The 21,533-nt window shown below is 74.4% G+C and carries 19 protein-coding genes; 6 read left to right on the top strand and 13 right to left on the bottom strand.

Translation table 11 applies throughout. From position 1 onward, the window contains the following. Nucleotides 1–22: 22 nt before the first annotated feature. The 3 genes from ACGH2B_RS01610 to lysX all read right to left on the bottom strand — a co-directional run bounded on the left by ACGH2B_RS01610 (nt 23) and on the right by lysX (nt 5,093). On the bottom strand, nt 23–727 hold the full coding sequence (locus tag ACGH2B_RS01610; RefSeq protein ID WP_399082839.1) for an alpha/beta fold hydrolase: 705 nt from the start codon (nt 725–727) through the stop codon (nt 23–25). Between the two features lie 142 nt (nt 728–869). After that, on the bottom strand, nt 870–1,670 hold the full coding sequence (locus tag ACGH2B_RS01605; protein WP_399082836.1) for an aminotransferase class IV: 801 nt from the start codon (nt 1,668–1,670) through the stop codon (nt 870–872). Nucleotides 1,671–1,778: 108 nt separating this feature from the next. Next, nucleotides 1,779–5,093, bottom strand: coding sequence for a bifunctional lysylphosphatidylglycerol synthetase/lysine--tRNA ligase LysX (gene lysX / locus ACGH2B_RS01600; protein ID WP_399082833.1), 3,315 nt, complete (start codon nt 5,091–5,093; stop codon nt 1,779–1,781). A 379-nt stretch (nt 5,094–5,472) separates the two neighbouring features. Between lysX and ACGH2B_RS01595 the strand changes: the two genes are divergently transcribed. Then, complete coding sequence (locus tag ACGH2B_RS01595) at nt 5,473–5,667, top strand: hypothetical protein (protein ID WP_399082830.1); 195 nt, start codon at nt 5,473–5,475, stop codon at nt 5,665–5,667. Between the two features lie 31 nt (nt 5,668–5,698). Here the strand turns inward: ACGH2B_RS01595 and ACGH2B_RS01590 are convergent, their stop codons facing one another. From ACGH2B_RS01590 to xylB, 3 genes are all read right to left on the bottom strand, one after another. Beyond that, nucleotides 5,699–6,922, bottom strand: a complete 1,224-nt coding sequence (locus ACGH2B_RS01590; protein ID WP_399082827.1) for a phosphodiester glycosidase family protein — start codon at nt 6,920–6,922, stop codon at nt 5,699–5,701. Between the two features lie 111 nt (nt 6,923–7,033). Next, nucleotides 7,034–7,651, bottom strand: coding sequence for an N-acetylmuramoyl-L-alanine amidase (locus ACGH2B_RS01585; protein ID WP_399082824.1), 618 nt, complete (start codon nt 7,649–7,651; stop codon nt 7,034–7,036). Between the two features lie 269 nt (nt 7,652–7,920). Then, a complete protein-coding gene (xylB, locus tag ACGH2B_RS01580; RefSeq protein WP_399082822.1) occupies nt 7,921–9,348 on the bottom strand; it encodes a xylulokinase in 1,428 nt (475 codons plus the stop codon). Nucleotides 9,349–9,881: 533 nt separating this feature from the next. Here xylB and ACGH2B_RS01575 point away from each other — a divergent pair. Continuing rightward, complete coding sequence (locus tag ACGH2B_RS01575) at nt 9,882–10,724, top strand: hypothetical protein (protein ID WP_399082820.1); 843 nt, start codon at nt 9,882–9,884, stop codon at nt 10,722–10,724. 165 nt (nt 10,725–10,889) lie between these two features. Here ACGH2B_RS01575 and mmuM read toward each other — a convergent pair whose 3' ends face one another. The 4 genes from mmuM to ACGH2B_RS01555 all read right to left on the bottom strand — a co-directional run bounded on the left by mmuM (nt 10,890) and on the right by ACGH2B_RS01555 (nt 15,869). Then, on the bottom strand, nt 10,890–11,810 hold the full coding sequence (gene mmuM / locus ACGH2B_RS01570; protein ID WP_399082817.1) for a homocysteine S-methyltransferase: 921 nt from the start codon (nt 11,808–11,810) through the stop codon (nt 10,890–10,892). Nucleotides 11,811–11,910: 100 nt separating this feature from the next. After that, entirely contained in the window at nt 11,911–12,141 is a 231-nt protein-coding gene (locus ACGH2B_RS01565; RefSeq protein WP_399082814.1) for a hypothetical protein, read from the bottom strand. 12 nt (nt 12,142–12,153) lie between these two features. After that, nucleotides 12,154–15,129, bottom strand: a complete 2,976-nt coding sequence (locus tag ACGH2B_RS01560) for a glycoside hydrolase family 2 TIM barrel-domain containing protein (protein WP_399082811.1) — start codon at nt 15,127–15,129, stop codon at nt 12,154–12,156. 299 nt (nt 15,130–15,428) lie between these two features. Beyond that, entirely contained in the window at nt 15,429–15,869 is a 441-nt protein-coding gene (locus tag ACGH2B_RS01555; protein ID WP_399082808.1) for a DUF3592 domain-containing protein, read from the bottom strand. 756 nt (nt 15,870–16,625) lie between these two features. Here ACGH2B_RS01555 and ACGH2B_RS01550 point away from each other — a divergent pair. After that, the gene (locus ACGH2B_RS01550; RefSeq protein ID WP_399082805.1) at nt 16,626–16,808 is read left to right on the top strand and encodes a hypothetical protein; all 183 of its coding nucleotides are present in this window, start codon (nt 16,626–16,628) and stop codon (nt 16,806–16,808) included. Between the two features lie 303 nt (nt 16,809–17,111). Continuing rightward, complete coding sequence (locus ACGH2B_RS01545; protein WP_399096615.1) at nt 17,112–17,240, top strand: hypothetical protein; 129 nt, start codon at nt 17,112–17,114, stop codon at nt 17,238–17,240. 559 nt (nt 17,241–17,799) lie between these two features. Here ACGH2B_RS01545 and ACGH2B_RS01540 read toward each other — a convergent pair. Further along, nucleotides 17,800–18,612 carry a hypothetical protein gene (locus ACGH2B_RS01540; protein ID WP_399082802.1) on the bottom strand — a complete coding sequence of 271 codons (813 nt, stop codon included), beginning with the start codon at nt 18,610–18,612 and terminating at the stop codon, nt 17,800–17,802. A gap of 173 nt (nt 18,613–18,785) precedes the next feature. Between ACGH2B_RS01540 and ACGH2B_RS01535 the strand changes: the two genes are divergently transcribed. Continuing rightward, on the top strand, nt 18,786–19,715 hold the full coding sequence (locus ACGH2B_RS01535; protein ID WP_399082799.1) for an oxygenase MpaB family protein: 930 nt from the start codon (nt 18,786–18,788) through the stop codon (nt 19,713–19,715). 4 nt (nt 19,716–19,719) lie between these two features. Here ACGH2B_RS01535 and ACGH2B_RS01530 read toward each other — a convergent pair whose 3' ends face one another. Both ACGH2B_RS01530 and ACGH2B_RS01525 read right to left on the bottom strand, forming a co-directional pair. Continuing rightward, nucleotides 19,720–20,331 (bottom strand): class I SAM-dependent methyltransferase, encoded by a 612-nt coding sequence (locus ACGH2B_RS01530; protein WP_399082796.1) that lies wholly within the window; start codon nt 20,329–20,331, stop codon nt 19,720–19,722. Between the two features lie 167 nt (nt 20,332–20,498). Beyond that, complete coding sequence (locus tag ACGH2B_RS01525; protein ID WP_399082794.1) at nt 20,499–20,927, bottom strand: PPOX class F420-dependent oxidoreductase; 429 nt, start codon at nt 20,925–20,927, stop codon at nt 20,499–20,501. 154 nt (nt 20,928–21,081) lie between these two features. On the opposite strand from ACGH2B_RS01525, the gene ACGH2B_RS01520 reads away from it, so the two are divergent. Further along, a complete protein-coding gene (locus tag ACGH2B_RS01520) occupies nt 21,082–21,501 on the top strand; it encodes a roadblock/LC7 domain-containing protein (protein ID WP_399082791.1) in 420 nt (139 codons plus the stop codon). The last annotated feature ends 32 nt before the right edge of the window (nt 21,502–21,533 follow it).

Genomic DNA, 21,533 nt, shown 5'->3' with positions numbered 1-21,533 from the left:
TGAGACCGCCGGACCCGCTCCGCTACCCCCGCCCCTCCGCCGCATCGATCAGTACGCGGGCCAGCTCCTCCGGCTGCGACACCATCGGCCAGTGCCCCGTGCCGAGATCGGCGCGGCGCCAGGCGCCATGTGCCAGCAGCTCGGCCACCGTGGCGTTCGGCTCCGGGCCGTCGAGCAGGCACTTGACGTAGGTGGCGGGCAGCGCGCCGAGCGGGCCGGTCAGCGTCGCGGGCTCGGACAGCGAGGCGCCCGGATGCGGCGTGGCACCCGCCACCAGACGGGCGATCTGCCCGTCGGAGAGCCCCTGACCGGCGAGATCCGCGGCGGTCGGCGGCGCCCACCAGCCGTCGTTCGCGGCGAGCGCCTCGGCCAGCCGCTCGGGCCCCTCCCACCAGCCGGAGACGAACGACTCGCCGTCGACGGGCACTTCGGAGTCGACGAAGACCACCCGGGACAGCCGCCCGCCGATCCGCTCGGCCGCCTGACCCACCGGTATGCCCGAGTAGCTGTGCCCGACCAGGACCACCTCGCGCAGATCCCGCCGGGTGATCTCGTCGACGATGTCCCGCACATGGGTCTGCTGCCCGGCCGGGACACCTCGCTTCTCCGCGAGGCCGCTCAACGTCAGCGGATGGGCGCCGTGCCCTGCCGCGCGCAGCAGCCGCGCCACGTCGTCCCACACCCAGGCCCCGAGCCAGGCCCCTGCCACCATCACGAATTCCGTCATGCGGGCAACGTAACCGAAGGGTCTGACAACGCCCCTCCGCCGAAGGCCCGAAACCGTCCGGCGAGGGCCCCGGCCGGGTCGGACGCGCCCGTCCGGATCCGACCCGCCTTCGGGTATCTCCCCAGCTCAGCGCCGGTGCACCTCACGGTGCCACCGGCGTCTCCCGCTCATGCGCGCGGTGCAGCAGCGCCACGAAATCCGGTGCGTCGGGCAGGACTTCCGCGCCGATGCGGTGGACGGCGACGGCCGGCGTCCGGGAGTTGAGCACCACCGCCCCGCGGGCCCACCCGGCGAGGCCGCCGGCCCGCACCTCGGCCTCGCGCTGCGGTACGCCCAGCGCCGCCAACTGCCGTTTGACGAGGGACTGCATGATGCCGTCCAGCATCCCGGCGACCGGCCACACCACCGCCGTACCGTCCCAGAACGCGAGGTTCCAGACCGTGGCCTCGCTGAGCCGCCCCTCCCGGTCGACGAACGCGGCGTCGTCGAACCCCTCCGCCACCGCCTGCCGCAGGAAGAACCGCTTCGCGGGCTCCCCGACGTGCTTGACGGCCGGCTGGAACCGCTCGTGCGCCACCGCCGCCAGTGCCAGCGGACCCGACGGCGGGAGCCCGGCGGACGCCGTCCGCACCAGCACCTCGGGCTCGCCCGCCTCCGCCGCGAACGGATCGCCCGGCGCGTGGACCAGCACCCGCAGCGACACATCGGCGGGGCTCGCCGCCAGCGCCGCCCGCACATGGGCGCGGACCTCGTCGTCCGGCGTCGCCCGCCCGAACAGCTCCAGCGAGGCGGCCCGCAGCCGCGCCAGATGGAGATCGAACCCCCGGATCAGGCCGCCGCGTACCTGCATGGCGGTGAAGTGGGCGGGGCTGCCGAAGGCGACCGCCGCCAGCTCCCCGGCGGTCGCGTCCCGGCCGTTGCGGTGCACCACATAAGTCGTCATGTGCGGCCAACGCACCGTCCCGGGGCCGTGTTCCCGTACCGACGGACGCGAAAGCGCCGCGCGCCCCTCCCGGAGGAGAGGCGCGCGGCGCCAGGGGGTGCGGACCGCTCAGCGGCGCCGGACCAGCGGGAACGGCAGCGTCTCGCGGATCGACAGACCGGTGAGGAACATGACCAGCCGGTCCACGCCGATGCCCAGGCCACCGGTGGGCGGCATCGCGTACTCCAGCGCCTGGAGGAAGTCCTCGTCCAGCTCCATCGCCTCCACGTCGCCGCCCGCCGCCAGCAGCGACTGGGCGGTCAGCCGCCGACGCTGCTCGACGGGGTCGGTCAGCTCGGAGTAGGCGGTGCCCAGCTCCGTGCCGAACGCGACGAGGTCCCAGCGTTCGGCGAGCCGCGGGTCCTTGCGGTGCTGGCGGGTCAGCGGTGAGACGTCCGTCGGGAAGTCCTTGTAGAACGTCGGCAGCGTCGTGCGCTCCTCCACCAGCCGCTCGTACATCTCCAGCACGATGTCGCCGCGGCCCATCTCCGGCTTCACCGGCACCGACGCGGTGTCGCACAGCCGCCGCAGCGTCCGCGCGTCGGTGTCCGCGCCGACCTCCTCGCCCAGCGCCTCGGAGATCGCGCCGTAGACGGTCTTGACCGGCCACTGCCCGGAGATGTCGTGCTCGACCAGCCGGCCGTTCGCGTCCGCCTTACGGGCGGTCGCGGTGCCGAACGCGGCGACCGCGGCCCCCTGGATCAGCTCCCGGGTCAGGTCGAGCATCACGTCGTAGTCGGCGAACGCCTGGTACGCCTCCAACATCGTGAACTCGGGGTTGTGCTTGTACGAGATGCCCTCGTTGCGGAAGGTCCGCCCCATCTCGAAGACCTTCTCCATACCGCCCACGCAGAGCCGCTTGAGATACAGCTCGGGCGCGATCCGCAGGTACAGGTCGAGGTTGTAGGCGTTGATGTGGGTGTGGAACGGCCGGGCGTTGGCGCCGCCGTGGATCTGCTGGAGCATCGGCGTCTCGACCTCCAGGTAACCCCGGTCGATCAGCCCCTGCCGCAGCGCCTGCACCGCCGTGCTGCGGGCCCGTACGGTCTCCCGGGCGTCCGGCGAGACCACGAGATCGACGTAGCGGTGGCGGACCTTCGCCTCCGGGTCGGTCAGACCGCGCCGCTTGTCGGGCAGCGGGCGCAGGCACTTCGCCGTCAGCCGCCAGTCGGTGACGAAGACGGTCAGCTCACCGCGGTCGCTGGCGCCGACCTCGCCCCGGGCCTCGATGTGGTCACCGAGGTCGATGTCGGAGCCGAAGCGCTCCAGCAGCTCCTTGCCGGTGGTATCGCGGGTCAGCGCGATCTGGAGGTCACCGGACCAGTCCCGCAGTACGGCGAAGAGCACGCCGCCGTGGTCGCGGGTGAGCAGCACCCGCCCGGCGATCCGTACCGTCTCCCCGGTGTGCGCGCCGGCTTCCAGCCCCGGATGCGCGTCACGGACCTCGCCGAGCGTGTGTGTGCGCTCCACCCCGACCGGGTACGGGTCGGTGCCCTCGGCGCGCAGCCGCTCCAGCTTCAGATGGCGGGTGCGCACCTGCTCGGGCAGTGCGGCCAGCTCCCGCTCCCGCTGCTCCTCGGCGGTCGGCGCCTCGCTGACCAGGCCCAGCTCCTCCAGGGAGGGCAGTCCGGCGGTGCTCGCCGGAGCCAGCAGCTTCTTCTTGTGGCCCTTGCCCCACAGCTTGCCCAGGCTCGGTACGGCGACGAAGCCCTCGGCGATGCCGGAGGCGAGGCCGATCCGGGCCAGCGCACCGGTGTCCGCGTAGCACAGGAACCGCGGGTACCACTCGGGCGCGTACTTCGCGTTGGAGCGGTAGAGCGCCTCCAACTGCCACCACTTGGAGAAGAACAGCAGCAGCCGGCGCCAGAACTTCAGCACCGGGCCCGCGCCGATCCGCGCGCCCTCCTCGAAGGCGGAGCGGAACACCGCGAAGTTCAGCGAGATGCGGTGCACCCCGAACTGCCCGGCCTGCGCGCACAACTGCGCGACCATGAACTCCATGACGCCGTTGGGCGCGCTGCGGTCGCGCCGCATCACGTCCAGCGAGATGCCGTCGTCGCCCCAGGGCACGAACGACAGCAGCGCGATCATCCGGCCGTCGCCGTCGAACGCCTCGGCCAGCAGACAGTCGCCGTCCTCGGGGTCGCCGAGGCGGTCCAGCGCCATGGAGAAGCCGCGCTCGGTCTCGGTGTCGCGCCAGGCGTCGGCGCGGTCGATGACCTCCCGCATCTCGGCGTCGCTGAGCGCCGAGTGACGCCTTATCCGGCAGGTGGCGCCGGTGCGCTGCACACGGTTGACGGCCTGCCGGGTGACCCGCATGTCGCGGCCGTCCAGCTCGAAGTCCTTGACGTGCAGGATCGCCTCGTCGCCGAGTTGCAGGGCGCCCAGACCGCAGCGGGCGAACGCCTTCGCGCCCTCCTCGCTCGCGCCCATCACCGCGGGCTGCCAGCCGTAGCGCCCGGCGACCTCCAGCCACGCCTCGATGGCCTGGGTCCACGCCTCGCGGTCGCCGACCGGGTCACCGCTGGCCAGGCAGACGCCCGCCTCCACGCGGTAGGTGACGGCCGCCTTGCCGCTGGGGGAGAAGACGACGGCCTTGTCGCGGCGGGTGGCGAAGTAGCCCAGCGAGTCGTCGCCGCCGTAGCGGGCGAGCAACGCCCGGATACGGGCCTCCTCGTCGCCGTGCAGCGCCGCTTCCATGCGCTGGGAGCGGAAGAGCGTGGCCGCGGCGTTGAGCAGCGCGAGCGCGCCGAAGAGGCCGAGCAGGGTGATGATCCAGTGCGGCGGGTGTCCCTCGACGAGCCGGCCGCCGACCAGTCCGCCGCAGACCCGGTTGGCCGCCCACAGCAGCCGGTTGCCGGCGCCGTGCTCCAGCGAGCCGGGGAACAGCGTCACCAGCCCCCAGCCGAGCAGTACGGCGGCGACCAGTCCGGCCGCCAGCACGCCCGCGGCGCGGACGAAGGCGCCGCGCCGGGTGATGGCGTAGAACTCGCGGTGCGAGACGACGAGCAGGACGAGGATGGCGGTGCACACCGCCAGCGAGACCGCGAACTCCCAGTACCCGGCGGCGAGGAACAGCGCGTCCGCGAGGGCGACCAGCAGCATGTAGGCGACGACGAACCACAGCGCCACCCGTTTGCGGGCGGCCATCGCCGCGCCGAGCAGGAACAGGAAGGCGGCGTAGGCGAAGTTCGGCGTCACCGGGATGGTGAGGGTGTCCAGCCAGTAGATCGCCGGGTGGAGCCCGCGCCGCAGCGGTCCGAAGAGCGCCGTCACGGCGCAGAAGAGCCCCAGCACACCGAAGGCGATGGCGAAGCCGTTGGGGACGCGGTGTCTGAACCGCCGCCACCCCGTGAGTTGATCCTGGTCCTGCACGGTGCTCATTCCGTCACATTAAGCTTGGAAAAGGGATATTCGGCCGACGCGAGAGCGCACGGTGGCCGCGCACGGCGGGCCGTATGCCCCACGGATCGTCGTGGGGCGCGCTGTCGGGTCATGGCGGTACTTCCGTCGGCCGGGGGTGTGCGCCGGCGCGGAAGGCGCCGGGCGTATCCGTCACTAAGACGGCTGTGGGCGGGGCCCCGTTGCCCGCGGAAAAAGTGATCCGCGACACACGAACGCCGGGAACTCCGGGGCGGGAAGGGGTGTGACCCGCAGTGATCACCCGGATGGGGTACCGGATCGCGGCCGGGATTTTGCCGGAAATGCGCCAAAATTGCCACTCCTAGCCGTCCGATCGGGCGGCCGTCGCGGAGGTGCACCCATGGCTCTGACGATCTCGGTCGTCCTGTTGCTGCTCATTCTGGCAGCGATCTTCCTGCGCAGCGGAAAGCTGAAGCTCTCGCACGCCATCGTCTGCACACTGCTCGGCTTCTACCTGGCCGGCAGCAGCATCGCCCCGGACCTGCGGCACAGCCTCTCGGGCGCCGCCGACGTGATCGGCAGCGTCCGCCCGTAACCGGCGGACCGCCCGCCGCCCGGGCGCGGTGTCAGCCGCGCGCGAAGACCCCGAGCGCGTTCGCCACCGGGCGCTCCGCGCCGCCCGACGGATGGTTGCGCACCACGACCGGTCCGCCGCGCCGGGCGGTCACCAGCGTCGAGGAGCCGCCGCCGTCCAGGTCCACGCCGTCCCGTGCGCCCAGTCCGCGCAGGACGGCGGCGAGCTCGGCGAGGGTGAGCCCCGGCTCGCCCGGGGTGCCGTCCAGGGCCAGCAGGTACAGGGTGCGGCCGCCGTTCCCGATCCCGGCGCCGGTCCGTACCGCCGGAGTGACGGTGTCGGTGCCCGGCACGGTCAGCCCGCCTCGCAGCACCGCGAATCCGCCGACCGCACAGCGCAGCGGTACGCCGCCGCGGGCCGTCAGCCGGTGCCCGATACGTACCGGGTCGCCCGGCCGCAGGGCCGCCAGCCGCCGCGCGCCCGCCTCCCGGCCGAGCAGCACCTGACCGCCGGGCGGCACCGCGCCGCCGGGCCGGTCGGCGACCGCCGTGACCCGGCCGTGGCGCACGGTCACCTCCCGCACCCGCGCGGTGCACGGCGCCGCCCGGTCCGTGTCGGTGCCGCACACGGCGCGCGCCCGCGCGGCGGAGCCCCAGCGGGAGGTGTACGCGCCGATGCCGTCCACCGGCAGCGCGTACTGGTTCAGCCCGGTGAGCGGCAGGGTGCCGCGGCCGGTCACCGCGGCGCCGCGCAGGGTGAGCCGGTCCAGCCGCGCCCGCCGGTCGTAGCCGATGCCGAGGACGTCCCCGGCGCCGGTGCCGGGCGGCGGCGCGGGGCCGAACCGCTGACCGGCGGGGACCGCGGCCTTCAGGGCGTGCCCGGCGGCGACGGCCGGGCCGACCGGGGCGCCGGTCGCCGGGACGCCGGGGTGCTGGACCTCGACGAAGTGGAAGAAGTCGCCGTTGACCGCGGCAAGCGCGCCGCGCGCCGCGGCCAGCGCGGAGACCGGGGCCCGCGCGGCGACCGTCCCCGGGTACAGCAGGTCCACCGAGACCCGCGGCGTCCGCAGGTCCACCGTCAGCAGATGGCCGTGGGCCGTGCCGCGCGCCAGGGCCACCCGGAACGTCGTGTAGGTGACGCCCGGCGCCTGCCGGACGGCCGGTGCGGTGGTCAAGGTGGTGGCGGCGCCGGCCCGGGGGCCGCCGGCCACGGCCAGGATGCTCCAGGCGGCCAGCGCGGTCAGTGCCACACGCAGCGTGCCCCGTCGACGTCGCACGGTCCCTCCCGAGGTCGCACCGACCCTCGCGGCGCCCGGCGTCGTCGCCGTGGCGGGCGGGTGTCGGTGCGGCGGACATCTCGGGAACGGCCGCGCCGGGGTGGCGGGCTGTCAGGCGCGGCCCTTGACCAGCTCCATGTAGCGGGCCCAGTCCCAGTACTGGCCCGGGTCGGTGTGGTCGGTCCCGGGCACCTCGACGTGCCCGATGATGTGCTCACGGTCCTTGGGGATGCCGTACCGGTCGCAGATCGCGGCGGTCAGCGCGGCGGACTGCCGGTACAGCGCGTCGGTGAACCACTTCGGGTCGTCGATCCAGCCCTCGTGCTCGATACCGATGCTGCGGGTGTTGTAGTCCCAGTTGCCCGCGTGCCAGGCGACGTTCTTCTCGCTGACGCACTGGGAGAGGTAGCCGTCGGAGGAACGGACGACGTAGTGCGCGGCCGCCTTGTGGTTGGGGTCCTTGAAGAGCTTGAGGGTGTCGGCGAACGTCTCCTGCGTCACGTGGATGACGACCAGCTCGACCGGATACTCCTTCGGGCGGTCGGCCTCCGTGAAGTTGGCGGGGTCGGCGGCGGACCAGTGCACGGGCGGATAACCGGCCGCCCGGGGCCGGGCGCCGCGGGGGAGGGCGGCGGCGCTGCCGGACGAGGTCAGCGCGGCGGCCGCGGCGAGCGCGGCGGCGCCGGTGAGCAGGCGGCGGCGGGGCAGGGAGGTGCGGTAGGACTCCATGCGTACTCCTGACGAGGCCGAGGGGGGCGCGTACATGACACATGTGGCCGGTGTGTTCATGATGCGCAGCCGTCCCCCGGCTGCCAAGGCCCTTCGAGTGGTGCCAATGGCCCGACCAAAGATGGAACTCGCAGGTGAGGCAAGGGACTTGGTGGTGACACGCCGTCACCCGGATGCCGTAACGATCCCGGTGGCGCCCGGGCGTGCCGTGCCGGCCCGTCCGCCGACACGGCTCCCGGCCCGCCGGGCCGCCCCCGTGATCCCGCCCCTCACCGCCGCAGCAGCGCGTCCCCGTCGGCCAGGGTGGCGGTCAGGCGCTCCCATGTGGCGGTGTCCCGTTCGTACGGGGCGTACGTGGTGCCGCGTGCGGTGCCCCAGCGCCGGGCCACGGCCGCCGGGTCCTCGTCCAGGAGCAGCCCCGCGGCCTGTGCCGCCGCGCCCAGGGCGACCAGTTCGCGGGCCTCGGGCACCTCCACCGGGCGCCCCGACAGCCGCCGCACCGTCTCCCGCCAGGCCCGGCCCCGCGCGCCGCCGCCGATCAGCAGCAGCGGGGCGTCGGCCGCGGAATCGGCGTCCAGTACCTGGCCCACCGCCTTGAGCAGCGCGAACACCGCACCGTCGTAGGCCGCCTGGAGGACCTGACCGGGCGTCGTGTCGTGCCGCAGCCCGTGCAGCAGGCCCGACGCGCCCGGCAGGTTGGGGGTGCGCTCCCCGTCGAGGAACGGCAGCACCACCACCTCGCCGCCCGCCTCCACCGCCTCCCGGTCGCGGCCCAGCAGCGCGGCGATCCGGTCGACGGCCAGCGTGCAGTTGAGGGTGCAGGCCAGCGGCAGCCAGTCGCCGCGTGCGTCCGCGAAACCGGCGACCGTACCGGACGGATCGGCCGGCCGCCGCCGGGAGACCGCGTAGACCGTGCCGGACGTGCCCAGGCTCAGCACCGGCCGGCCGGGCCGCAGCCCGAGGCCCAGCGCCGCCGCCATGTTGTCCCCCGTGCCCGCCGCGACCAACGCGCCCTGGGGGAGCGGAAGTTCATCGGTGCGTACGGTGCCCGCCGCCTCGCCGGGGGCGGCGACGCGGGGCAGCGCCGCCGGGTCCAGCCCGATGTGGTCGAGGACCGCGGGGTCGTACGCCCCGGTGGCCGAGGACCACCAGCCGGTGCCGGAGGCGTCGCCCCGGTCGGTGACCGCCTCGCCGGTCAGCCGTTCGGTGAGGTAGTCGTGCGGCAGCCGGACCGCGGCGGTGGCGGCGGCCGCTGCCGGTTCCCGCTCGCGCAGCCAGGCCCACTTGGTGACGGTGAACGCCGCGCCCGGCACACTGCCGATCCGCTCGGCCCACGCGGCGGGCCCGCCCCGCTCCGCCACCAGCCGCTCCGCCTGCGGCGCGGACCGTACGTCGTTCCACAGCAGCGCGGGCCGCACCGGCGCACCCGCCGCGTCCAGCGTGACCAGCCCGTGCTGCTGCCCGGCCACCGACACCGCGCCCGCCCGCCGCGCCCCGTCCCCGCACTGCCCCAACGCCTCGGCGAGCGACGCCCACCAGCTCCCCGGGTCGCTCTCCTTGCCCGCGCCGCCACCGGCGTGCGGGGCCCGGCCGCGGGCGACGACCGTGCCGGATGCCGCGTCCACCACCAGCGCCTTGGTGGACTGCGTCGAGCTGTCCACACCGACGACGAGCGGTCCCGCTGCCTGTGCCCCCATCGCGCACTCTCCCTCCGCCCGGCCGCGGACCGGGCCGTTCGGCCACCGCGCCCGGGGCGCTCCCCGGTGCGGTGCCGCATCGTAGTGCGGGCGGCGCGCCCCGGACCCCGACGGCCCGGGACCTGCGGCTCGGCCGCACGCCCACGGACGGACCGGAGCCGCTCCGGCCGCTGATGCCCGCCGCCCCGCGGTACGAGGAACCGGCCACGGATCCGGCGCACCCCACGCCGTACCCATTCAGGAGGGCGGCCCGAACCGGCCCCGGCGAACCGCGCGTCGAGGGCGTGGCCGCGGTCCGCCTGCCGCACCTGCCGTCACAAGGCGCCGGAGCCCGGCGGTTCGGGCGGCGGCGGGCGGTGGCGGCGCGGTCCGCCCAGGGGCAGGGCGATGAACACGTCAAACCTCCGGGCCGTAGGGTGGAGCGGGTGGCCGTGGTCCGATCCGTGGCCGGCCGCCGGACATTTCAGCCGCCGTCCGTATCAGCTCGATAACCGGGTTCCCCAAGCCCCCGTAAAGAAGCGATTATCTCTGCCATGAGCTTTCCGCCGCCTCCGCCGCCCCCGAACCAGCCCCCGAACGACGGTCAGGGCGGCTTCGGCCCGCCTCCTGGCGGCTACGGTGCCGGGGGTCCGGCACAGGGCGGGTACGGCCAGGGCGGGTTCCCGCCGCCCGGAGGAGCGCCGGCCGGCCCGCCGCCCGGCGGTTTCGGCCCGGCCGCTCCCGGCTACGGCCCGGCGGGCCCCGGTGGCCCCGGCGCTCCCGGGGGCTGGCAGCCGCCGCCCCCGCCGCCGCCCGGTGGCGGCAACAACGGCAAGATCATCGCGGCGATCATCGGCGGCGGTGTGCTGGTGCTCGCCGTGGTCTTCGGCGTCATCGCGATGAACGGTGACAGCGACGACGACAAGAAGAACCGCGCCACCCCGACCGCGAGCACCGACGCCTCGCCGAGCGCCACCCCCGACGGTTCCGCAAGCCCCACGGGCTACCCGACCGACGACGCCTCCCCGACACCGACGGCGACGGACGACACCATCCCGTTCTACAAGCTGAAGGTCGGCGACTGCTACGACCTCCCGGCGGACGGCAGCGGCAACAACGAGGCGGCCTCCTGCGACGGTTCGCACGACGCCGAGGTCGTCTCCGTCCACCAACTGCGCTCCGGCTTCACCTCCAGCTCCGACATCAAGGAGGAGGCCGCCCGGATCTGCAAGAGCGACCTGGAGAGCAAGGCCGCCCGCCAGCCCGCCGGCACCGCCGAGGGCACCTACGTGCAGTTCCCCAACCTCAAGGGCTACGACCTCGGCATCAAGAGCGTCAGTTGCAGCCTGATGGGCAACCGCACCGGCACCAAGAAGCTGCACGCACCGCTGTCCTGACCGCCGCGCCGCCCCGGACCGGGGCGGCGCACCCGGGGCCGTACGCCGCCGCGCGAACGGCCCCGGGGAACGGCCGCCGGGCCTTCGGGCAGGCCCCCCGGTACGACACGTTCCGTCCGAGGCGCCACCCGCCCGACGCGCCCGGCGCCCGGCGGCTCGCGCCCGTCAGCCCCGCAACTGCGCCGCCAGCGCGCGGATCTGCTCGGGTCCCACCCGGCAGCAGCCCCCGATCAGCCGCGCCCCGGCCGCCGCCCAGCCGGCCACGCTCCCCGCGCCGAACTCCGGCGTCCCCGACCACGCGCGGGCCCCGGCGTCCCAGCTCTCCCCGCTGTTCGGATAGACCACGACCGGCTTGCCGGTCACCCGCGCCGCCACCTCGACGGCACGGTCCACGTCACCGGGCGCACAGCAGTTGACGCCCACCGCGACGATCTCCGGCGCCTCCGCCACCACCGCGAACGCCTCCTCCAGCGGCTGCCCCGCCCGGGTGGCCGCCCCCGCCACGCTGTACGAGAGCCACGCCGGGGTGTCCAGCCCGCGCACCGCACGCACCAGGGCCCGCGCCTCGTCGGCGTCCGGCACCGTCTCCAGCGCCAGCACGTCGGGGCCGGCGGCCGCCAGGACCTCCAGCCGCGGCCGGTGGAAACGCTCCAGCTCGGCCACGGTCAGCCCGTACCGGCCCCGGTACTCCGAACCGTCCGCCAGCATCGCGCCGTACGGCCCGGCGGACGCGGCGACGTACAGCGGACCGCCGGCACCGTCCGCCCGCGCCCGGTCGGCCGCCTCCCGGGCCAGCGCCACGGAGCGGCCGAGCAACTCCGCGGCCCCGGCGGCGTCGATACCGCGCCGCGCGAACCCCTCGAACGTCGCCTGATAGCTGGCCGTGATGGCGACCTGCGCACCCGCCGCGTAGTACGCGCGGTGTGCCTCGATGACCGCCTCGGGCTCCTCGGCGAGCAGCCGTGCCGACCAGAGCGCGTCGCCGAGATCGTGCCCCGCGGCCTCCAACTGGTTGGACAGCCCGCCGTCGAGGATCACCGGCCCCGCGGCGAGAGCGGCGGCGAACTGCGGGGACGTGCGGACCATGGGGGACCTCTCCGGGGGACGGCGGAACGGGGACGGGCTCCGGATATCGCCCGGGCTCCGTCTGTCCGGATCGTAACGCCCGCCCGGTGGCGGCGAGCGGTCACGGGGAGTGCGGCGGATCCGGTGCGACCCTGGTCAGCGCGGTCTGCAGCCGCTCCAGCAGGATCCGGACGGCCGGTCCCGGGGAACCGTCCGCCCGCCAGGCCAACGCGACCCGGCCACGCAGCGGCGGCTCGGACAGCTCCCGGGCCCACAGGCCCGCCTCGGCCGCGGCCGCCTCCGGGGCGCCGTGCGAGCGCTTCGCCCTGAGCTGAGGCGCCCCCGTGCTCACGTCCCGGCCGCCTCACCGCACCCCGGAGAAGGTGAACGCGAACCGCGCGGGCCCGGCCGTCAGCCGGTGGCGGGGGAGGACGCCGGGGCCGCAGGAGCGGCTGCCGAGGCCGTGCTGGGCGTGGTCGAGGTGGAGCCACACCTGGTCGCCGGGGGTCAGATCGGTGGTGTGCCGGGCGGCGTCCAGTTCCTCGGTGGTCCAGCGGCGGGCCGTGAGGAAGAACTCCGGTACGCCGTCGATCCGCAGCCCCGTGCCGTCGGGCCGGGTCAGCTCCGCCCACCGCACGCCGGGCCGGGCACCGTTCTCCTGCGGGCGGACGTACGGCGTCTGCAGCGCGTCGACGGATGACTCCCAGCGCCCCAGGCGCGCGGCCGCCCGGCTGTCGGGGTAGCCCTCACCGGGCCCGCCGCCGAACCAGCGCGCATGGCCGAGCCCGCCGGGCACCGCCATCCGCAGCCCCAGCCGCGGCAGCGGAACGGCCCATTCCCCCTCGGGTGCGACGTCCACCTCCAGCCGCAGCAGCTCCGCCGTGGCCGACCAGCGGTGCACCACGCGCAGCGCCGCGTCCGTCCCGGCGGCCGCGACCCGCGTGCGCACCGTCAGCCCCTCCGGCGAGACGGTCACGGCGTCCGTGCGGTGGTGCATACGGTGCAGACCGGCACGGCGCCAGGCGGCGGCCGGGCCCGGGTCCGGCTTGCCGGGAGCCGCCTCGTCGTTGTCGGTCGGCGCCCGCCAGACATCGAGCCGCGGACCGCGCACCGGCTCGCCCGCCACGGCGGTGAGCAGGCCCGTCGCCGGGTCGAAGACACCGGGGCCCAGCGCGATGGCGGCCTCCGACCGACGCGGCGCCACCCACGCCCGGGTGGGCGGGCCGGAGCGGTGCCCCGGCGCCCGAGCGGGCAGTTGACCCCAGGCGACCTCGTGCCCTGCCGGTGCCCACGCGGTCTCCTCCGCCAGCACCGCCCGGACCGTCCACCACGCCTCCGGGCCGGCCCCGTCGGCCCCGCTCCCACCGGGCGCCCCACCGGGCGGCGACGGCACCGGCGGCAGCGCCACCTCCGCCGCCGCACCCGCCGCCGTGTCCGGGACCTCCAGAGTGCCCGAGCCCCACACCGCGCCGTCCACCTCGTACGCCCAGCGGAACGCCAGCCCCGACAGGTCCGCGACGTCATGGAGATTGCGGATCACGACCGTAGGGGGCGGCCCGTCCGAGCCGTCACCGCCCGCCGTGATCCGTACCGGCTCGACGACCTTCTTCAGCTCCGTCAGCCCCGGGGACGGCGTGCGGTCCGGGAGGACCAGCCCGTCGCAGACGAAGTTCGCGTCGTGCAGCTCCTCGCCGAAGTCGCCGCCGTAGGCGTGGAATTCCGCGCCCTCCGGGGTGGCGCGGCGCAGCCCGTGGTCCAGCCACTCCCAGACGAAACCGCCCTGGCAGCGCGGGTATGTCTCGAACAGCCGCTGGTACTCGCTCAGCCCGCCGGGACCGTTGCCCATCGCGTGCGCGTACTCGCAGAGCACGAACGGCAGCTCACGCCGGTGCGCGGCGAGGGCGGCGTCGGCCGGCGGCTCCTCCGCCCGCCGCCCGATCCGCTCCACCTCGGCGTGGTCGGCGTACATCCGGGAGTACACGTCCGTATCGGCGCAGTCCGGGTCGCCCTCGTAGTGCAGGGGACGGGACGGATCACGCCGCCGCATCCAGGCGGCCATCGCGGACAGCCCCCGGCCGGTGCCGCATTCGTTGCCCAGCGACCACATGATGACGCTGGGGTGGTTCTTGTCCCGCTCGACCATGCGGCGGGCCCGGTCGAGCAGCGCGGGCTCCCAGCGCGGATCGTCGACCGGATTGTTCCGCCAGCCCAGGGCACGGAAGCCGTGGGTCTCCAGATCGCACTCCTCGACGACCCACATCCCCAGTTCGTCACAGAGTCCGAGGAACGCCGGATGGGGCGGATAGTGGCTGGTGCGCACCGCGTTGAGGTTGTGCCGCTTCATCAGCAGCAGATCGCGCCGCATCGTCGCGATGTCCAGGGCGCGGCCCCGGACCGGGTCGAACTCGTGGCGATTGACGCCGCGCAGCAGGATGCGGACGCCGTTGACCTGCAGCAGCCCGTCCGCCACCCGGACGGTACGGAAGCCGATCCGCAGCGGGACCCGCTCGCCCGGCGTGACCAGCTCACCGTCGTACAGCACCGGCGTCTCCGCCGTCCACGGACGGACGGCGACGGTCGCGCTCTCACCCGTCGCCAGATCCAGACCGAGCGCCGGTACGGTCACCCGGCCCGGTGGATCGGAGCTGACACGAAGCGTGCCGAGGCCCGTGGTGTGGTCGTACCCGGCGTGCACGAAGTGGTCGCCGACCGACCCCTCGGGACGGCTGTGCAGCGTCACCTCGCGGAAGATACCGGGCAGCCACCACTGGTCCTGGTCCTCCAGATAGCTGCCCGACGACCACTGGTGCACCCGGACCGCCAGCACGTTGCCGCGCCGCCGCAGCAGCGGGCCCACCGCGAACTCGTGCGCCAGCCGGCTGCCCTTGAAATGCCCCAGCTCCGTGCCGTTGAGCCACACCCGGGCACAGGACTCCACCCCGCCGAAGTGCAGCACCGCCGGGCCGTCCGGCCAGTCGGCGGGCAGGTCGAAGCGGTACCGGTGGTCGCCGGTAGGGTTCTCGTCCGGCACCCGCGGCGGATCGACCGGGAACGGGTACGCGGTGTTGGTGTACGCGGGCGCACCGTGCCCCTGGAGCACCCAGTGACCCGGCACCCGCAGCTCGTCCCACCGGCCGTCGTCGAAATCCGGCTCGGCGAACGCGGCGTCCCGGGCGGTGGCCGCCGGCGACAGCCGGAACCGCCAGCGGCCGTCCAGCGACAGCCGGGCGGCGTCGGACCCGGCGTACCAGGAGCGGGGCGGCAGCGCCCCGGCGCCCGGTGTCCGGTCCTCGTGATACGGCATGGTGTCCCGGCCGGGGACCGGCGGCGTACCGGACATGCTTCCTCCTCGCTGCGGGGCGCCGGCCCGGTGACGGGCAGCGGCGCGCGGGGGCGCGACGGGAACCGATGCGGCGATCGGTGCGGTGGCGAACGGTGCGGTGCGATCGGTGCGACAGGACCCGGTGCGCCGGAGCCTGTGACGAAGCTCCGAGCTCCGGTTCAGCGAAGCACGTCCCGCCACCCGCCCGCAGGAGGACGCGACGGACCGGCGCCACGGACCGGCCACCCGGACAGCGGTACGCGCCCGGGGGCGTCGCCACCGGGCCCCGCGGAAAGGAACGGGACGCTACCGAGCCCCTAGAAAGTGCCCCCGAAAGGCATTTCCACGAGGAGATACAGCCCGAATCCGGTGGCCACGACGCCTATTGCGGTGAAAAACCAATAGGCGGAGCCTCCGTCGTAGCCCTGGAGCGCGGCGCGGTCGGGGTCGGCCGGGTCGTAGTAGACGACCACACGGGTGCCCACCTTGAACCGTCCCTTTCCGCTCTTGTACATGCTGGGGCAGTACTCGTGCCGGCCGCCGTCAGGGGTCTGCCAGGCCACGACGGGGGAGTAGAGCCTCTGCCCGTCGCCGTTTCTGTGGCCATGGCGGACAACCTCCCCGTATGCCCTGGCTCCGGCCCGCCGCATCTTTCTGGTCTTGCGGATGTTCCGTATTCCGACGGCCAGAAAGGCCGCGCCGAGAATCAGCACGAAGACGAAGGCGAATGGTGCGCTGTACCCACTGGAGTCTTCCATGCCGGAAGACACGCGCATTCCCGCACCGGAGTTCCGGCGATCGCGCCGAGGGCGCAAAGCCGCCCCTCCGGCGCCTGGCCCCGGGACGCCGTCACCAAAGGCGGAAATCCTCCCACCACGGCCCGGTCCTCTCCGCCGCCCTGGTAGCGCTGGTGGGGCTGTCCCGCCCCGCCGGGAGACCTGCCGCGCGAGCGTGCCCCGGCCTTCCGGAGGTTGGCCTGAACCTGGTCCGACGGCGGTGGCCGGGCCCGTCGGCGAGCCGGCTGCCGCGCTCGTCGGACTTGTGGTGGGCACCCGCCCGGGGCGGTCTCCAGCCCGCCGCCGGGTACGGCGGGCCTCGGCGGGCCGCCCAGGGCGGCTGACCCGCTCTCGCAGGGTGCCCGGGGCTCGGGGCTCGGCGAGGGCGGTACGGCCTGCCCGGAAGCACCCTCGGGCACCGTGACGGGCCAGGCACCCACCGTGTCAGGAGCGGGCCCGGAGCACACCGCCCGTGAGCCCGTAAGGCTGCCTGTCCCGCGTGCTGCGGGCTCGCCGATCGGACGGCGACGCGGCCGGGCGGGGCGCGGCAGGCCCGGTGGAGGGGCGGGGCGACAGGTGCACACGGGACACGGCGGAACGGACTCCTCAGGGCCGACCGCCGCCCGGTGTGGCGCCGGAGGCCACCGGGCGCGCAAGCTGTTCATGGAACCTGCGAGGCCCGCATGGCGTTCAAGAAGTGACAGAGCGCGGTACGTGCCGCGGAAGGGGAGTGAATCCATGTCCACACGGGCGAAGGTTGCAGTGGGTGGCGTCGCGGTGGGAGTGATCCTGCTGTGGCTGCTGCCGCTCTGGGCGGCCCTCCTGGTGATGGTCGGGGTGCCGGCCATCGCCTATCTGACGCTGGACCCCTCCCAGCGCCGCCGTCTGCGGCGCGTGAGCCGCAAGCAGTTGGGCCGCTGAGTCAGGCGGGTACCGGGGCGCCCACCATCGGCGGAAGGCGAACACCGCCGGCCGACGGGGGCGCCCCCCCGCATGCCCCGGGCCGCTCGCGGCTGCCGGGGGCCGCTCGATTCCTGAGCCCGGCGGGTTCCGTGCCGCGGTGCGGCGCGAGGCCCGAGCCCCCGTACGGACGGGACCGATCCCGATCCGCACCGCGAGCAGTCACCCACGGGCCCGCCTCCCCGGCGAACGCCGGAACGCCCCGGAGCCGCCCAGGACTCTTCCCCGGAACGCCCCGGAGCCGCCCAGGACTCTTCCCCGGAACTGGCGTCCCGGCTCCTCGTCACGTACGGCGCCCGGCGTGCCGGCTCACCGGACCCCTGCTGGAACTCATGGGGCGTCACCGCCGAGGACCCGGACGGCTACCGCATCCCCCTCTCCGCACGCGACTGACCGAGCCCCTGACGGCCTCCCGCGAGGCCACCTTCTGACGAACTCCGGGCCAGCAGCCTTGCCCGGATGAAGCCGCCCACCCGCAAGGACCGGGCCGGGCGGCTTTCCCTCTCCTCTCCTGCCCGTGTCACGCCGGTCGGCATGCCGTGCCGTTCACCCTGCGCTCACCCTCGTACGGCCCTCCGCGCCGGTGCCCGCGCTCCGGTACGCGGGGCGGGGCGCCACCGGCCGGTGGTTGTCGGAAGGGCGCCTGCGGGCTCCGACGGCGCGGCCACCCCGCCGCGCGCCGTCGCGGGACGCCCCCGGGCCGCAGCCGTGACGCTTCCCCCGAGCCGTCATCTCCTCCGCGAAAGCCGCCCCCGCGACTGCCGCGCCGTCTGTCCGCCCCGCCGTCGCCAAGGCCCGTGCGCGGTACTTCCCCGTCACCGTCACCTGGATGCGCGCACCACTCATCACCTGCATCAATGCCTCCCCGTGGGTCTCGTCGACCGATGCAGGACAAGTCCATCACGAGGGTCTGACAATCGACGCCGACGCACGCGGCGACGCCCGGCCGCCCTCAGACGGGGCGGGCCGCGAGCGCGTCCAACGACTCCAGCAGCGCGGGCAGTTCCGGCCCCCGGCCCACCGGGTGCACCTCGCCCGGCTCCTCGTCCAGCAGCACGAAGGCGATGTCGTCGGTGCGGGCCACCATGCTCCACCCCGGGCCGTCCACCCGAAGCGTGCGCGCCCCGCCCGCGGCGAACGACGACCGGACCCGTCCCGGAGGCGGAGGCTGTGCCACATAGCCGCGCGCCTCGGCCATGGCCCGCCGGACACCGTCGTGCGGCTGCGCGCCGGGCGCCACGAACGTCACCGCACCCTCGGCCTGTTCGCGCCAGGCGGCCCACTGCAGCGCGATCTCGTCGGCCCCCAACCGCCGCTGCGCGGGCCCCCACACGGAGGCGTCCGGCGGGCTCAGCGGCGGCCGGTCGCCCTCCTCGGGGGCCGGGTCGTGCGGCTCCGGCACCCCGGGCACGGCCACCGCCAGCGCCAGCGGCCACCCGGGCAGCGCGGCGACGACACCGTCCTCCCCGGGGGAGAGGTCGTACGCCATACCGCAGTCCCAGGCGGCGACGGCGCAGGCCACCAGCGGGACGTCCTCGGTGACCACGGTCCACCGGGCACCCCGGCCGTCCTGCCCGAGGACCAGCCCGTAGCCCTCGGCATACGGTGCGAGACCGAGCCGCGCGCACACCTCGGGGTAGTCGTCGCCGAGCACGCTCGGGAACTGCGCGGGCGTCAACAGCACCGCCGTCAGCACGAACAGCTCGTCATCGTCAGCGCTCTCGCCCGTCGCCACGCGAGCCACCCCATCCGGTCCGTCCGACATGTGTCGGCGCACCTTAAAGGGCCCGGTACGGCCTTGTCACCGGAAGGAGGGCGGCTCCCGGGGGCGGCGGGCACCACGGCGTCTTCCGGCCACGCTGCCCGGCACACCTACGGGGGACGCCACCCGGAGTCTTAAGGTCGAAGCCTTCCAACCGAACGGACGGGGCATATCAGGTGCGGCGCTACGACTGGCTGAAGGAAATCCGGCGACTCGATCCGGAACGCGACCACCTGCGGATCTACCGCATCACCGCGACCCTCGAATTCCCCTGGGACATGGCCCGGGCCCTGGAACTGGCCCTCTACCGCACCTACGCGGTGCCCAGCATCGGCCGGCTGCTGGCCGAGACCGCCGAGCTCACCGACCGGACCCAGAAGCGCTACGACGACACCGCGCTCCTCTTGGACGCCGTCGTCGAGCACGGCTTCGACGGCACCAAGGGCCGCGCCGCGATCCGCCGTATCAACCAGATGCACCGCAGTTACGACATCAGCGACGACGACATGCGCTACGTCCTGTGCACCTTCGTCGTGGTGCCGAAACGCTGGATCGACCGGTACGGCTGGCGGCGGCTGAGCGACCACGAGACCCACGCCATGGCCACGTACTACGCCACCCTCGGCCGCCACATGGGCATCACCGATATCCCGCGTACCTACGAGGAGTTCGCGCACTGCCTCGACAGCTACGAGGAGGCCCACTTCGGCTGGGACGAGGGCGCCCGACGGGTGTCCGACGCCACCTTGGATCTCATGGCCGGCTGGTACGGCCCGCTCGCCCCGGTGGTGCGCGGCGCGAGCATGGCGCTCCTGGACGACTCCCTGATCGCCGCCTTCCGGTACCGCCCGCCCCGCCCGGTCGTCCGCACCGTGGTGCGCACCGCCCTGCGGCTGCGCTCCCGGGCGGTGCGGCTGATGCCCCCGCGCCGCACTCCCCACTACGCCCGGCAGAACCCCGAGATCAAGGGCTACCCCAACGGCTTCCGCATCACCGAACTGGGCACCTTCCCCGGAAGGCGGACGGGCACCTGCCCGGTACCGCACCCGGAGGGGCGGGGCCCGTCGACGGCCACCGGGGGAGCCGGTACCGAGAGCTCCGCCTGAGCGCTCAGCCCCTGCGCACGGCCACTGCCAGGTACCGGTCGTCCTCGTCCTCGTACCGCACCAATTCCCACCCCGCGCCCGCCAGCAGAGGCCGCAGGTTCGGCTCGGCCCGCAGGTCGTCCGGGGTGAGCGCCCGCCCCTTACGGGCGGCGAGCGCGGCCCGCCCCACCGGGTGGAACAGCGCCAGCCGTCCCCCGGGGCGAACGGACCTGGCCCATTCGCCGAGGGTTCCCGCCGGGTCCGGAACGTGGGAGAGCAACCCCGCGGCGAAGACGGCGTCGAGCGCCGCGTCACCGACGGGAAGGCGGGACGCGTCCGCCAGCAGCAGGAATGCCGACCCGTCCCGCCCGGCCCGCACGGCGGCGTCCAGCATCTCGGGGGTGAGGTCGGCGCCCAGTACGAGCCCGCGCGCCCCCACCGCGGCCCGTAGCGCGGGCAGCGCCCGGCCCGTACCGCAGCCCGCGTCCAGAACGCGTTCCCCGGGGCGCAGGTCCAGCGCGGCGACCCCGGCCGCGTAAGCGGGGCCGTCGTCCGGGAAACGCGCGTCCCAGCAGGCCGCGCGCGGCCCGAAGAAGGCCCGTACGTCCCGTGGCTCCCGGGTGTCTCCGTAGGACATGGGGGCTCCTCAACGGTGGGGCGGCGCCCGCCGGGAGGGCGCCGCCGTGACGGAAGGGGACGGTGGACGGACGGGCCGCCACCGTGCCGGTGCTCTCCGCCCCAGTGTGCCGCGAGCGGCGCCTCAAGGGCGGCGCGGGCCGTCACCGGACACCGCGCCGCCCGGGGTCACGCCGCGAGATCGGCCATGGCGACCACCTTGCCGATCCGGACCCGGACCACCAGCTCACCGGGGACACCGTTGCGCGCGCCGAACTCCTCGGCCCGCTCCTCGCCCATGTAGCGGGCCGCGATGCGGGTCGCCCAGTGGCGTACGTCCGCCAGATCCTCACCGACCTCGGCGGTGCCCTGGACGACGACGAACGAGAACGGCGGCCGTTCGTCGTCCACACACAGCGCCACCTCGCCGTCGCGCAGCAGGTTGCGGCCCTTGACGGTCTCCTTGCCGGTGTTGAACACCAGCTCGTCGCCGTCCATCACGAACCAGACCGGAGCCACATGGGGCCGGCCGTCGGCCCGGACGGTCGACAATTTTCCGGTTCTGGTTCCTTCGGAGAGGAACTTCAGCCACTCGTCTTTCATCATTTTTCGCGCCATGCACACATACTCCCCATCCGCAGCGATCGTGCCGCACAGGGCACGCCGCAGGGCCGCTTGCCGAGAAGCCGGAGGTGGGCCACGCTGGCACAGCAGTCATGTACCGGCTGCCGTCCGCGCCAGGGTGGGGACGGAGACACGGGGAGGAAGCGGCATGGCACTGACCAGCGGGCTCGACTGGCTGCTGGACGATCTGACACAGCGTGTGGAGAAGGTGCGGCACGCGCTGGTTCTCTCCAACGACGGCCTGGTCACCGGCGTGAGCCAGGGCCTCGCACGACAGGACGCGGAGCATCTGGCCGCCGTCGCCTCGGGCCTGCACAGCCTCGCGAAGGGCTCCGGGCACCACTTCCGCGCCGGACGGGTGCGGCAGACGATGGTCGAGTTCGACGATGTGGTCCTCTTCGTGACCGCCGCGGGCGACGGTAGCTGCCTGTGCGTACTGGCGGGCAACAACGCAGATATGGGCCAGATCGCCTACGAGATGACGCTTCTCGTCAACCGCGTCGGCGAACACCTCGGCGTCGCGGCACGCAAACCGCAGAGTTATCCACAGGCCCGAGAGCAAGGTTGACCGACTGTCATACGCCCCCGCTACAGTCGTGA

The organism is Streptomyces sp. BBFR2 (assembly GCF_044497305.1).
Taxonomy (GTDB): domain Bacteria; phylum Actinomycetota; class Actinomycetes; order Streptomycetales; family Streptomycetaceae; genus Streptomyces.
This window is presented reverse-complemented; position numbering and strand designations above follow the sequence as displayed.

Bases quoted from the DNA above. Each gene is read 5' to 3' on its own strand.
- ACGH2B_RS01530 (WP_399082796.1), bottom strand. From the start codon at position 20,331: ATGTCCTACGGAGACACCCGGGAGCCACGGGACGTACGGGCCTTCTTC.
- ACGH2B_RS01605 (WP_399082836.1), bottom strand. From the start codon at position 1,670: ATGACGACTTATGTGGTGCACCGCAACGGCCGGGACGCGACCGCCGGG.
- ACGH2B_RS01585 (WP_399082824.1), bottom strand. From the start codon at position 7,651: ATGGAGTCCTACCGCACCTCCCTGCCCCGCCGCCGCCTGCTCACCGGC.
- ACGH2B_RS01560 (WP_399082811.1), bottom strand. From the start codon at position 15,129: ATGTCCGGTACGCCGCCGGTCCCCGGCCGGGACACCATGCCGTATCAC.
- ACGH2B_RS01555 (WP_399082808.1), bottom strand. From the start codon at position 15,869: ATGGAAGACTCCAGTGGGTACAGCGCACCATTCGCCTTCGTCTTCGTG.
- ACGH2B_RS01550 (WP_399082805.1), top strand. From the start codon at position 16,626: ATGTCCACACGGGCGAAGGTTGCAGTGGGTGGCGTCGCGGTGGGAGTG.
- lysX (WP_399082833.1), bottom strand. From the start codon at position 5,093: ATGAGCACCGTGCAGGACCAGGATCAACTCACGGGGTGGCGGCGGTTC.
- ACGH2B_RS01595 (WP_399082830.1), top strand. From the start codon at position 5,473: ATGGCTCTGACGATCTCGGTCGTCCTGTTGCTGCTCATTCTGGCAGCG.
- xylB (WP_399082822.1), bottom strand. From the start codon at position 9,348: ATGGGGGCACAGGCAGCGGGACCGCTCGTCGTCGGTGTGGACAGCTCG.
- ACGH2B_RS01525 (WP_399082794.1), bottom strand. From the start codon at position 20,927: ATGGCGCGAAAAATGATGAAAGACGAGTGGCTGAAGTTCCTCTCCGAA.
- mmuM (WP_399082817.1), bottom strand. From the start codon at position 11,810: ATGGTCCGCACGTCCCCGCAGTTCGCCGCCGCTCTCGCCGCGGGGCCG.
- ACGH2B_RS01575 (WP_399082820.1), top strand. From the start codon at position 9,882: ATGAGCTTTCCGCCGCCTCCGCCGCCCCCGAACCAGCCCCCGAACGAC.
- ACGH2B_RS01610 (WP_399082839.1), bottom strand. From the start codon at position 727: ATGACGGAATTCGTGATGGTGGCAGGGGCCTGGCTCGGGGCCTGGGTG.
- ACGH2B_RS01520 (WP_399082791.1), top strand. From the start codon at position 21,082: ATGGCACTGACCAGCGGGCTCGACTGGCTGCTGGACGATCTGACACAG.
- ACGH2B_RS01540 (WP_399082802.1), bottom strand. From the start codon at position 18,612: ATGTCGGACGGACCGGATGGGGTGGCTCGCGTGGCGACGGGCGAGAGC.